The sequence below is a fragment of the Tomitella gaofuii genome, assembly GCF_014126825.1.
Taxonomy (GTDB): domain Bacteria; phylum Actinomycetota; class Actinomycetes; order Mycobacteriales; family Mycobacteriaceae; genus Tomitella; species Tomitella gaofuii.
Window position 1 is genome coordinate 911,013 of sequence record NZ_CP059900.1, and the last position, 12,184, is coordinate 923,196.

Below are 12,184 nucleotides of genomic sequence, written 5' to 3' on the forward strand. Positions count from 1 at the left end.
GGGCGGGTGCGCGTGTACTCGCCCGTACGGATTTCGCCCGGTATAGATCGGGGGAGGGCCGCCGGATCCGCGACCCGTCGAACCGGAAGGACCCTGATGAGCGAGACGGCTGCCACCGCGAGAGCACACGGCACGAACGCAGCGGCCACGACACCTCCGGCGGGGGTGGAGTTCGCCCGCGCCGGGGAGTCGCGGCCGACGACGGGCCCGATGCGCAGCGTGCTCGCCGCGGCAGCGGGCGCGGCCTCGGACGACCTCGCTGCGCGCGTGGAGCGCGGCCGCGACTGGCGCACGGACTATGCGCCGCTGATGGCGGAGCTGACCTCCCTTTCTGCGCGGGACGCGGACACGGCGTGGGCTATCGCGGAAGCCGGGACCGCGCAGGCGCGCCGCGGGCTGGTCTGGGAATCGGCTGCGGGGGCCGTGCCTCTCGACGAGATCGGCGACGCGGACTGGTCGGTCTCGGCCGTGGCGACCGGACAGGTTCTAGGCACGGCGACGCCGGAGCCGACGCTGCGGGTGCCGTACCGGGGCGACGTCCTCGAGGGGGAGGCGCTCGTGGCGCAGCTCGACAGGTGGGTGACGGCGGGGGTCGTCGAGCCTTCGTTCGCGCGGGCGATCACGCGGGTGGTCGAGCACCCGGAGTGGCTCGCGCTGCCCGGGCGCACGATCGCGATGATGGGCGCGGGCGGCGAGTTGAGCCCGCTCGAGCCCTTCGCACGGTGGGGCGCGGACATCCTCGCAGTCGACCTTCCGGTGGAGCCGGTGTGGGACCGGATCGTGCGGGTGGCGGAGCAGGGGGCAGGGCGCGTGCGCTTCCCGGTGTCCGCGGACGGGACTCCGGGTATGGACCTCGTCGGCGCGCCCGCCGCGGCCGCCGCCTGGCTGGACGGGCACGCGGGCGAGGGCGACTCCGCCGGGGCGCGGATGGTGTTCGGCATGTACGCCTACGCGGACCGGGGCGCGCACGTGCGCATCAGCATGGCCACCGACCTCATCATCGAGCGACTCCTTGCGGCGCACCCGTCGACCGCGCTCGCATACCTGCAGACGCCGACGGACGCGTTCGTCGTGCCGCCCGAGGTGGTCGCCGCCGGGCACGGTGCGTGGGACCGGCGCGACGTCAAGCGGTACCTGCAGGCGCCGCTGCGCGTCGCGGGCCGCGGCGCGCTGTTCGAGCCCTCCTACAAGTCGGTGCACGACGACGGTACGGCGGTGGCCGACATCCTCGTGCCGCAGCAGGGCCCCAGCTATGCGATGGCCAAGCGGCTGCAGCGCTGGCGTGGGATCAGCGCCGAGCGCGCCGGGCACACGGTGTCGTTCAACGTGGCGCCCGCGTCGTGGACCCGCTCGGTGACGAAGAACCGGGTGCTGGCCGCGGCGTACAAGGGGGCGGGTCGATTCGGCGTGGAGATCTTCGCCGCCGACACCACGCGGGTTCTCATGGCCGCGCTGCTCGCCCACGACCTCCACCACGACGCCGGCACGCGTACGCACCCCGAGCGGCTGTTCGCGGATCAGGCGGCGCACGGCGGGCTGTGGCGTTCGGCGTACGAGCCGAAGACCGTGCTCGGCTTCGCGGCGCTGTTGGGGATGGCGCGGCTGTAGGTCCCGGGGCGGCGACGGGCGGCTGGGCGGAGCGATTCCAGCAACCAGGGCACGAATTCGTGGGGATTGTGACCTGGAACGCTGGATCGGCGCGTCCGCCCCCGTCTACCGCGCGCAAAAACAAGCAGTCGTGCTTGATTGTTCGCGCATCCTGTGTGACGCTGTGCACGTGGCGGAACTCGAACCGGTCCTGGCAGACCTCGAAGCGGAGGGCGAGGCGCTCGACGTGCTCGTCGCCGGCCTCGACGCCGACGCGTGGTCCACGCCGACGCCGGCGACCGGCTGGACCATCGCGCACCAGATAGGGCATCTCGCCTGGACGGATGCGGCGTCCCTGACTGCCGCGACCGACGAGTCCCGGTTCCAGGAGCTCGTTGCGGCGGCCTGGGCGGATCCGACGGGCTTCGTCGACGCGGGCGCCGAACGATGGGCGCGCACCGCCCCCGCGGAACTGCTCACGCGTTGGCGCGAGGGGCGGGCCGCGCTCACGCAGGCGCTGCGGGACAGGCCGGCGGGGACGAAGGTGCCGTGGTTCGGCCCCCCGATGAGCCCGGTGTCGATGGCTACCGCGCGGATCATGGAGACCTGGGCCCACGGCGAGGACGTCGCCGACGCGATGGGCGTGGCAAGGGCGCCGACGACAAGGCTGCGGCACGTCGCCCACATCGGTGTCCGCACACGCGATTTCGCCTTCGCGGTGCACGAGCTGGCGCCGCCCGCCGCGCCGTTCCGTGTGGAGCTGCGCGCGCCGGACGGCGACAGCTGGGTGTGGGGCCCTGACGACGCGGCGCAGCGGATCACCGGCCCGGCGCTGGACTTCTGCCTGCTCGTCACCCAGCGGCGGCACCCCGATGATCTCGATATCAAAGCCGAAGGCGACGACGCGCGGCGATGGATGACGATCGCGCAGGCGTTCGCGGGCGCACCGGGAGGCGGGCGCCCGCCACTGTCGGACGAGTCCCGGCGGGAAGAGCGCCGGCGGGAAGAGCCCCGGCGGGAGGAGACCCGATGACATCACTGGCGCCCGACCCGGATCTGATCCGCGTCGGCAACTGCTCCGGCTTCTACGGCGACCGCATCTCCGCCATGCGCGAGATGCTCGAGGGCGGCGAGCTGGACGTGCTCACCGGCGACTACCTCGCCGAGCTCACCATGCTCATCCTCGGCCGCGACCGGATGAAGCACCCCGAGCTGGGCTACGCCAAGACCTTCGTGCGCCAGCTCGAGGACTGCCTGGGCCTCGCACTGGACAAGGGCGTGCGGATCGTCGCCAACGCGGGCGGGCTCAACCCCGCCGGTCTCGCCGAGCGGCTGCGGGAGCTGGCCCGGGGGCTGGGGCTGACGGCGACAGTCGCGCACGTCGAGGGCGATGATCTGACGTCGCGCGCCGCCGAGCTGGGACTGGGTGAACCGCTCACCGCTAACGCTTACCTCGGCGCGTGGGGCATCGTGGAGGCCCTCGGTGCGGCCGCGGACGTCGTGGTGACCGGGCGGGTCACCGACGCGTCGGTGATCGTCGGCCCCGCGGCCGCCCACTTCGGGTGGGGCCGCACGGATTACGACGCGCTCGCAGGGGCCGTGGTCGCCGGGCACGTCATCGAGTGCGGCACGCAGGCCACCGGCGGCAACTTTTCGTTCTTCCGCGAGATCGCCGACCTGTCGCGGCCGGGATTCCCGATCGCGGAGATCCGGCGCGACGGCTCGTCGGTGATCACCAAGCATCCGGGCACGGCCGGCGCGGTCACGGTCGACACGGTCACCGCGCAGCTGATGTATGAGATCCAGACCGCGCGCTACGCCAATCCGGACGCCACCGCCCGCCTGGACACGGTCGAGCTCGCGCAGGAGGGCCCCGACCGCGTCGCGATCACCGGAGTGCAGGGCGAGCCCCCGCCGCCGGACCTCAAGGTCTCGCTCAACACGCTCGGCGGCTTCCGCAACGCGATGACCTTCGTGTTGACGGGGCTGGACGTCGAGGACAAAGCCGAGCTGACCCGGCGGCAGCTCGAGGCCTGGCTGCCCGTCCGCCCCGCGGAGCTGACCTGGGACCTCGCGCGGGTGGACCGGCCCGACGCCCCCACCCAGCAGCAGGCGAGCGCACTGCTCACCTGCACGGTGCGAGACCAGGACCCGGACAAGGCGGGCCGGGCGTTCTCCAACGTCGCCGTCGAGCTCGCGCTGGCGGGCTACCCGGGGGCCACGCTCACCTCGATGCCCGGCGCTGCCGCGCCCTACGGCGTGTTCGAGGCCGGCTACGTCGACCGGCGGGACGTGCCGCACGTCGCGGTGCTGCCGGACGGCGCGCGAGTGCAGATCACGTCGGCCGCCGAGACCCGGGAACTGGAGCCGGTACCGGATCCCGCGCTGCCGGACGATGACGATCCCGGCCCGACGCGCAGGCTTCCGCTGGGTGCCGTCGCGGCCGCCCGCAGCGGCGACAAGGGCGGCAACGCCAACATCGGCGTCTGGGTCCGCACCGACGCGCAGTGGCGCTGGCTCTCCCACGCGCTCACCGTCGACGAACTGCGCAGGATGCTGCCGGAGACCGAGGGCCTGACGATCACGCGCACGCTTCTGCCGAATCTGAGGGCGGTGAACTTCGTGATCGAGGGACTCCTCGGGCAGGGCGTCGCGTACAACGCGCGGTTCGACCCGCAGGCCAAGGGCCTGGCCGAGTGGCTGCGCTCGCGCCGCATCGACATGCCCGCGGCCATCGCGGACACCGGAATCGACGTCGAGGAGTCGGCACTGTGAGAACAGAAACCCGCCGGGGGAGCACGGTGGACCACTGGGGTGGGCCTGACGCCGCCGCGTTGCGCAGCACGGTGAGCGCCTTCATGGCCCGCGATGTGCTGCCCCACCAGCACGAGTGGGAACGCGCGGGCGAGCTCCCCCGGAGCCTGCACCGCACTGCGGGGGAGCTGGGGCTGCTCGGCGCCTCGTTCCCGGAATCCGCCGGGGGCGGGGGCGGGTCGCCGCGGGACGCGGTGATCATCTGCGAGCAGATGCACTACGACGGGTGCTCCGGCGGCCTGTTCGCGTCGCTGTTCACGTGCGGGATCGCGGTGCCGCACCTGATCGCGGCCGGCGACCCCGGCCAGATCGACCGTTGGGTGCGGCCCGTGCTGGAGGGCACGGCGATCGGTGCGCTCGCGATCACCGAACCCGGCGGCGGTTCGGACGTCGGCCACCTGCGCACGCGCGCGGTCCGCGACGGCGACCACTACGTGGTGGACGGCGCCAAGACCTTCATCACCTCCGGCGTGCGCGCCGACTTCGTCGTCACCGCGGTGCGGACGGGCGACCCGGGAGAGCCCGGCGGAGCGGGTGCCGCCGGCGTGTCGCTGCTGGTGGTCGAAAAGGGGACGCCCGGATTCGAGGTCTCCCGCAGGCTCGACAAGATGGGCTGGCTGGCCTCCGACACGGCCGAACTGTCCTTCACCGATTGCCGGGTTCCCGCGGGCAACCTCGTGGGCCCGGAGAACAGCGGCTTCCTGCAGATCGCCCAGGCTTTCGTCACCGAGCGGGTCGCGCTCGCAGCGCAGGCCTATTCGGCGGCCCAGCGCTGCCTGGACCTGACCCTGGCGTGGTGCCGCGATCGGGAGACGTTCGGCCGACCGCTCATCGCCCGCCAGTCGGTGCAGGACACCTTGACGGAGATGGCCCGCCGCATCGACATCGCCCGGGTGTACACGCGGCATGTCGTGGACCGCTACGCGGAGGGCGACACCGACCTGGTGGCGGAGGTCTGCTTCGCGAAGAACACCGCGGTGGAGACCGGGGAATGGGTGGCGAACAAGGCGGTCCAGCTCTTCGGCGGAATGGGGTACATGCGCGAGAGCGAGGTGGAACGCCAGTACCGGGATATGCGCATCCTCGGCATCGGCGGCGGCACCACAGAGATCCTGACCGGACTGGCGGCAAAGCGATTGGGGTTCCAGCGATGAGCACACTGAAGACGCTTCTCGATACAGGGTCGGAGGGGTACCGCGCCGCGGCCGAAGCCATGGGGCGCAAGCTCGACGAGGTCGGCGCCGAGGTGGACAAGGCGCTTGCCGGCGGCGGGGAGAAGTACGTCGAGCGGCACCGGAGGCGCGGCAAACTGCTCGCTCGCGAACGCATTGAGCTGCTCATCGACGAGGACTCCCCGTTCCTCGAGTTGTGCACTCTTGCGGCCTGGGGGACCGACTTCCCCGTCGGCGCCAACCTGGTCGCGGGAATCGGCGTGGTCGAGGGCGTCGAGTGCATGATCGTCGCTAACGATCCCACCAGCCGCGGCGGGGCGTCGAACCCGTGGACGATCAAGAAGTCGTTCCGCATCAACGAGATCGTCCGGCAGAACCGGCTGCCGGTGATCTCGCTCGTGGAGTCGGCGGGCGCCGACCTGCCCACGCAGAAGGAGGTCTTCATCCCGGGTGGGCGGATGTTCCGCGACCTCACCCGCGCCTCGGCGGCGGGGATCCCCACGGTGGCGCTGGTGTTCGGCAACTCCACCGCCGGCGGCGCGTACATCCCGGGCATGTCCGACCACGTGGTCATGGTCAAGGACCGGTCCAAGGTGTTCCTCGGCGGGCCGCCGCTGGTGAAGATGGCCACCGGGGAGGTCTCGGACGACGAATCGCTGGGCGGTGCGGAGATGCACGCGCGCACATCGGGGTTGGCCGACTACTTCGCGCAGGACGAGTACGACGCACTCCGCATCGGCCGGTCCATCGTCAAGAGGCTGAACTGGCGCAAGCAGGGGCCGGCGCCGGAACTCGGCCCCGACGGCCGGGCGCCCGAACCGCTCTACGGCAGCGAGGAGCTGCTGGGCATCGTGCCAGACGACCTCAAGGTGCCGTTCGACCCGCGCGAGGTGATCGCGCGCATCGTCGACGGGTCCGAGTTCGACGAGTTCAAGGCGCTCTACGGCTCGTCGCTGGTCACCGGGTGGGCGCGGCTGCACGGCCATCCCATCGGCATCCTCGCCAACGCGCGCGGCGTGCTGTTCTCCGAAGAGGCGCAGAAGGCGGCGCAGTTCATCCAGCTCGCCAACCGCGCGGACACCCCGCTGCTCTTCCTGCACAACACCACCGGCTACATGGTGGGCGCGGAGTACGAACAGGGCGGGATCATCAAGCACGGCGCGATGATGATCAACGCGGTGTCCAACTCGACGGTGCCGCACATCTCCCTGCTCATCGGCGCGTCGTACGGCGCCGGCCACTATGGGATGTGCGGCCGGGCGTACGACCCGCGCTTCCTGTTCGCCTGGCCCAGTGCCAAATCCGCGGTAATGGGACCTGCCCAGCTGGCCGGGGTCATCTCCATCGTCAGCCGCGCGAGCGCCGAGGCGAAGGGGCGGCCGTTCGACGAGGAGGCCGACGCCGGGATGCGCGCCATGGTCGAGGCGCAGATCGAGGCCGAGTCGCTGCCGATGTTCCTGTCCGGCCGCGTGTTCGACGACGGCATCATCGACCCGCGCGATACCCGGACGGTCCTGGGCATGTGCCTGTCCGCCATCGCGTCCGCACCGATCGAGGGCACCGGCAACTTCGGTGTCTTCAGAATGTGAGCCTGCCGTGACCGATACCGCCATGCCGGCGTCCACGTCGGCGACCAGCCCCGCCCCGGTGAGCAGCTCTACTCCGGTGAGCAGCGCTGCCCCTGTCACCACCGTCCTGGTGGCCAACCGCGGCGAGATCGCCCGGCGCGTGTTCGCCACCGCGCGCCGCACCGGACGCGGCACCGCCGCCGTCTACTCCGATGCGGACGTCGACGCGCCGCACGTGCGCGAGGCCGACGCAGCGGTCCGGCTGCCGGGCGCGACCCCCGGGGAGACCTACCTGCGCGGCGACTTGATCGTGGCGGCGGCGCGCGCGGCCGGCGCCGACGCCGTCCACCCCGGGTACGGGTTCCTCTCGGAGAACGCCGACTTCGCCCGCGCCGTCGTCGACGCCGGGCTGACGTGGATCGGGCCGCCGGTCGAGGCCATCGCGCTGATGGGCTCCAAGGTGGAGTCGAAGAAGCGGATGGCCGAGGCCGGCGTGCCCGTGCTCGAGCAACTGGACCCGGACGAGGTCACCGACGACCAATTGCCGGTGCTCGTCAAGGCGTCGGCGGGCGGCGGCGGACGCGGCATGCGCGTGGTGCGCGGCCTGGCCGACCTTCGCCCGCAGATCGAGGCCGCACGGGCCGAGGCCGCCTCCGCGTTCGGCGATCCGACGGTGTTCTGCGAGCGCTATCTGGAGACCGGCCGGCACATCGAGGTGCAGGTGATGGCGGACGCCCACGGGACCGTGCTCGCGCTCGGCGAGCGGGAATGCTCGATCCAGCGCCGGCATCAGAAGGTGGTCGAGGAGGCGCCGTCACCGCTGGTCGAGCGCATCGACGGGGCGGGCGGTGACATGCGCCGGCGGCTCTTCGACGCCGCCCGGCTGGCCGCCTCGGTGATCGGCTACGAGGGCGCGGGCACGGTGGAGTTCCTGGCCGACGAACAGGGCCGCTTCTACTTCCTCGAGATGAACACGCGCCTGCAGGTGGAGCACCCCGTCACGGAGTTGACGACCGGGATCGACCTGGTGGAGATGCAGTTCCGCGCGGCGGAGGGGGCCCGCTTCGGCGAGGGCGAAGGGTCCGGGAAGGACACGGCGGCGCGGGGGCACGCGATCGAGGTGCGCCTGTACGCGGAGGACCCGGCGCTCGACTGGCAGCCGCAGTCCGGCACCGTCCACCGGTTCTCGGTGCCCGGGGTGACGGCGGAGTTCGCGGCCCCGCACGTGGACCGGGGCGTCCGGCTGGACTCGGGTATCGAAGACGGCTCGGCGGTGGGCGTGCACTACGACCCGATGCTCGCCAAGGTCATCGCGTGGGCACCGGACCGCGGCGAGGCGGCGCGCATCCTCGCGTCGGCGCTGGCCCGGGCCCGGATCCACGGCTTGGTGACCAACCGCGACCTGCTGGTCAACGTGCTGCGGCATCCTGCGTTCCTCGCCGGCGAGACCGACACAGCGTTCTTCGACCGCCATGGGCTCGACGCCCTGTCCGCACCGCTCGCCGACGCAGTGGCCGAGCGCGTCTCGGCGCTCGCCGCCGCGCTGGCGCAGGCCGCGGCGAACCGGGCGGCGGCGACGGTGGTGCCGGGCCTGCCGGGCGGGTGGCGCAACGTGCCCTCGCAGCCTCAACGCAAGGACTTCCGCGGCGCCCGCGGCACCCACGAGGTGGACTACCGGCTGACCCGCGACGGTCTCGCCACCGGCGTCGTCGACGGTGTCGGCCTCGTCTCTGCTGCGCCGGACCGAGTGGTGCTCACCGTCGACGGGCTCCGCCGCGAGTACGCGGTCGCCCGGTACGGCGGCGGATCCGCGGGCGACCGGGTGCACGTCGACTCGTCGTCGGGGCCCTGCGCCTTCGAAGCGGTCCCGCGGTTCGTCGACCCGTCCGACATGCAGGCGGCGGGCTCGCTGTTGGCGCCGATGCCCGGCACCGTGATCCGGCTGGGCGCGGCGGTGGGGGACACGGTCACCGTGGGCCAGCCCGTCCTGTGGCTCGAGGCGATGAAGATGGAGCACGCCATCGCGGCGCCGGCGGACGGCGTCCTCACCGAGGTCGCGGTGGAGGCCGGCACGCAGGTGGAGGTCGGCGCGGTCCTCGCGGTCGTGTCCGCTGCGGACGCGGCCGAGGGGCCCGACGGCGACGGATCCGACGGGCCACGACAGTCAGGAGAGCACGCATGAGCTTCATCGAATCCGACGAGCAGAAGCAGCTCCGCGCGGCCGTGGCGGGCCTGGCGGCGCGGTACGGATACGTCGACTACGTGCTGCCGCGCGCACGGCGCGGCGAACCGCTCACCGAGCTGTGGGACGAGGCGGGCAAGGCGGGGTTCCTGGGGGTCAACCTGCCGGAGGAGTACGGCGGCGGCGGGGCGGGCATCTACGAGCTGGCCCTGGTGCAGGAGGAGCTCGCCGCGAAGGGCGCCGGACTGCTGCTGGTGGTGGTCTCGCCCGCGATCTGCGGCACCATCATCGGCAAGTACGGCACCGAGGCGCAGAAGGACGCCTGGCTGCCGGGCCTGGCGGACGGCAGCAGGAAGATGGCGTTCGGGATCACCGAGCCCGACGCGGGCTCGAACTCCCACCGCATCACCACCACGGCGCGGCGCGACGACGGCGGATGGGTGCTCAGCGGCAGCAAGGTCTTCATCTCCGGCGTAGACCAGGCGGACGCCGTGCTCATCGTCGCCCGCACCGAGGATCACCGGACCGGCAGGCTCAAGCCGGCGCTGTTCATCGTGCCCACCGACGCGGAGGGGTTCACCGCGCGGCCGATGGCGATGGACATCGTCGAACCCGACCACCAGTTCACCCTGTTCCTCGACGACGTGCGGCTGCCGGCCGACGCTCTCGTCGGCGCGGAGGACGCGGCGCTGATGCAGCTGTTCGCCGGGCTCAACCCCGAGCGCATCCTGGGGGCCGCGATGGCGGTGGGCATGGGGCGCTACGCGCTCGACGCGGCCACAGCCTATGCGCGGGAACGCGCGGTGTGGGATGCGCCCATCGGCGCGCACCAGGGCGTCGCGCACCCGCTGGCGCAGGTGAAGATCGAGCTGGAACTGGCCAAGCTGATGATGCAGAAGGCCGCAGTGCTCTACGACTCGGGCGACGACGGCGGCGCCGCGGAGGCGGCCAACATGGCCAAGTACGCCGCGGCGGAGGCGAGCATCAAGGCGCTCGACCAGGCGATCCAGACGCACGGCGGCGGAGGGCTCGCCGCCGAGTACGGGCTCGCCGCGATGCTCGGCGCCGCGCGCATCGCGCGAGTGGCCCCCGTGAGCCGCGAGATGATCCTCAACTTCGTCTCGCAGCACAGCCTGGGCCTGCCGCGGTCGTACTGACCCGGCGGGCGCCGGGCCGCACCCGCACACCGATTTCCGAGGAGCACAGCGATGACCGACAAGCAGGACTGGCCCCTCGTCCGTTACGACACGGACGAGGTACGTGCCACGCTGACCCTGGACTCGCCGCACAACCGCAACGCGCTGTCCCCGCGCCTCATCGCCGACGTCCGGGCGGGGCTGGCGCGGGCGCAGGACGACCCGGACGTCCGGGCTGTGGTGCTCACGCACACCGGCGGGACCTTCTGCGCGGGCGCCGACCTGAGCGCGGCCACCGGCTCAGGCCCCGCCGATGCCGGCACCGGCGGCGGGGAGTCGCCCGCCGAGGCGATGGCGGGCCTGCTGCGTGCGATCCTCGAATGTCCCAAGCCCGTGATCGGACTGATCGACGGGCACGTGCGGGCGGGCGGCATGGGGCTGGTCGGCGCGTGCGACATCGCGGTGGCCGGGCCGCGGTGCACCTTCGCGCTCACGGAGGCGCGCCTGGGGCTCGCCGCGTCGATCATCTCGCTCACCGTGCTGCCCCGGATGACCTCGCGCGCGGCCGGGCGGTACTTTCTCACCGGCGAGAAGTTCGACGGAGCGCGCGCCGAGGCGATGGGTCTGGTGACGGTGGCCGCCGACGACGCGGCCGCGGTGACGGACGCGCTGGTGGCCGAGCTCCGCAAGGCCTCCCCGCAAGGCCTGGCCGAGTCCAAGGCGCTGCTCACCCGGGCGGTGCTGGCCGGTTTCGACGCGGACGCGGGGCGCCTGTGCGAGCGGTCCGCGCAGCTGTTCGGGACGCCGGAGGCGATCGAAGGCATGACGGCGTTCCTGCAGAAGAGGGCGCCGGCCTGGGCGGAATGACGGCGCGTCCGGCCCGGGCGCGCCTGTGTGCACGACAGCGGTGAGGAGAGTGCGGATGACCGGCCGTCGTTCCGAGGTGCGCGAACCCCAGCAGGACCGGAGCCGGGCCACCCGGCAGCGGTTGCTCGAGTCGACGATCGAACTGCTCGCGGTGCACGGCTGGGCGGGGTCGACGGTGGCGGAGGTGGCCGAGCATGCCGGGGTGTCGCGAGGGGCCGCACAGCACCATTATCCGACGCGCGAGGACCTCATCACGGGCGCTCTGGAGTACATGTTCGACAGCCGCATGACCGAGCTCCGGGGCGGCGCGGCCGCGATCGGCGCGGGCCCGAGCCGTACCTTGCACGTCGTCCAGGGCGTGGTCGACCACTTCACCGGTAACCTGTTCAAGGCGGCGCTGCAGGTGTGGACGGCGGCGGCCGCGGACGAGCAGCTGCGGACCCGGATCGTGCCGTTGGAGGCGAAGTTCGGCCGGCACGCGCACCGCACCACCATCGAGATGCTCGGCGCGGACGATGCCGACCCGGTGGTGCACACACTCGTGCAGGCCACTCTGGACATGGCGCGCGGCCTCGGGCTGGCGGACGTGCTCACCGACGATTCCGCCCGCCGCGAGCGCATCGTGCGCCAGTGGGCCAACACGCTGCACACGGCCCTGGACTCCGCCGGCGCCGGTCGCTCCCGTCGCTGAATCCGGGGTTACCACCGGCCTCATGACGTCGCGCGGTTCCCGACCGTTCTCCGCCGCGACCCATCCGCTCGATGCTCGGCGCCGAAGTCCTACGCGAGAGCCGATTCGTCGGCGAGGGGCCGCCACGCGCCGCGTGCGCAGCTGCTGAACGCAGTGCACCCTCCGCC

The 12,184-nt window shown here is 72.6% G+C and carries 9 protein-coding genes; all 9 read left to right on the plus strand.

Going from position 1 to position 12,184, the window contains the following annotated elements; translation table 11 throughout:
• Positions 1–96: 96 nt before the first annotated feature.
• Positions 97–1,608, plus strand: a complete 1,512-nt coding sequence (locus H4F70_RS04245; RefSeq protein WP_182359142.1) for a hypothetical protein — start codon at positions 97–99, stop codon at positions 1,606–1,608.
• A gap of 169 nt (positions 1,609–1,777) precedes the next feature.
• On the plus strand, positions 1,778–2,620 hold the full coding sequence (locus H4F70_RS04250) for a TIGR03084 family metal-binding protein (protein WP_182359143.1): 843 nt from the start codon (positions 1,778–1,780) through the stop codon (positions 2,618–2,620).
• Positions 2,617–4,362, plus strand: a complete 1,746-nt coding sequence (locus tag H4F70_RS04255; RefSeq protein ID WP_182359144.1) for an acyclic terpene utilization AtuA family protein — start codon at positions 2,617–2,619, stop codon at positions 4,360–4,362. Before H4F70_RS04250 ends, H4F70_RS04255 begins: the two co-directional genes overlap by 4 nt.
• Positions 4,363–4,388: 26 nt before the next feature.
• Positions 4,389–5,555, plus strand: a complete 1,167-nt coding sequence (locus H4F70_RS04260) for an acyl-CoA dehydrogenase family protein (RefSeq protein WP_268968380.1) — start codon at positions 4,389–4,391, stop codon at positions 5,553–5,555.
• Positions 5,552–7,162: an acyl-CoA carboxylase subunit beta gene (locus tag H4F70_RS04265; protein ID WP_182359145.1), complete on the plus strand. Its 1,611-nt coding sequence runs from the start codon at positions 5,552–5,554 to the stop codon at positions 7,160–7,162. The genes H4F70_RS04260 and H4F70_RS04265 overlap by 4 nt, the downstream gene beginning before the upstream one ends.
• Positions 7,163–7,184: 22 nt before the next feature.
• Positions 7,185–9,323 carry an acetyl/propionyl/methylcrotonyl-CoA carboxylase subunit alpha gene (locus H4F70_RS04270; RefSeq protein ID WP_182360173.1) on the plus strand — a complete coding sequence of 713 codons (2,139 nt, stop codon included), beginning with the start codon at positions 7,185–7,187 and terminating at the stop codon, positions 9,321–9,323.
• Positions 9,320–10,480: an acyl-CoA dehydrogenase family protein gene (locus H4F70_RS04275; protein WP_182359146.1), complete on the plus strand. Its 1,161-nt coding sequence runs from the start codon at positions 9,320–9,322 to the stop codon at positions 10,478–10,480. Before H4F70_RS04270 ends, H4F70_RS04275 begins: the two co-directional genes overlap by 4 nt.
• Before the next feature lie 51 nt (positions 10,481–10,531).
• A complete protein-coding gene (locus H4F70_RS04280; protein ID WP_182359147.1) occupies positions 10,532–11,326 on the plus strand; it encodes an enoyl-CoA hydratase family protein in 795 nt (264 codons plus the stop codon).
• A gap of 55 nt (positions 11,327–11,381) precedes the next feature.
• Entirely contained in the window at positions 11,382–12,017 is a 636-nt protein-coding gene (locus tag H4F70_RS04285; RefSeq protein WP_182359148.1) for a TetR/AcrR family transcriptional regulator, read from the plus strand.
• Positions 12,018–12,184: the final 167 nt, after the last annotated feature.

What these genes read in the sequence shown, in the direction of transcription:
- H4F70_RS04245 (WP_182359142.1), top strand. Translation starts at nt 97, where the DNA reads ATGAGCGAGACGGCTGCCACCGCGAGAGCACACGGCACGAACGCAGCG.
- H4F70_RS04255 (WP_182359144.1), top strand. Translation starts at nt 2,617, where the DNA reads ATGACATCACTGGCGCCCGACCCGGATCTGATCCGCGTCGGCAACTGC.
- H4F70_RS04265 (WP_182359145.1), top strand. Translation starts at nt 5,552, where the DNA reads ATGAGCACACTGAAGACGCTTCTCGATACAGGGTCGGAGGGGTACCGC.
- H4F70_RS04270 (WP_182360173.1), top strand. Translation starts at nt 7,185, where the DNA reads ATGCCGGCGTCCACGTCGGCGACCAGCCCCGCCCCGGTGAGCAGCTCT.
- H4F70_RS04275 (WP_182359146.1), top strand. Translation starts at nt 9,320, where the DNA reads ATGAGCTTCATCGAATCCGACGAGCAGAAGCAGCTCCGCGCGGCCGTG.
- H4F70_RS04280 (WP_182359147.1), top strand. Translation starts at nt 10,532, where the DNA reads ATGACCGACAAGCAGGACTGGCCCCTCGTCCGTTACGACACGGACGAG.
- H4F70_RS04285 (WP_182359148.1), top strand. Translation starts at nt 11,382, where the DNA reads ATGACCGGCCGTCGTTCCGAGGTGCGCGAACCCCAGCAGGACCGGAGC.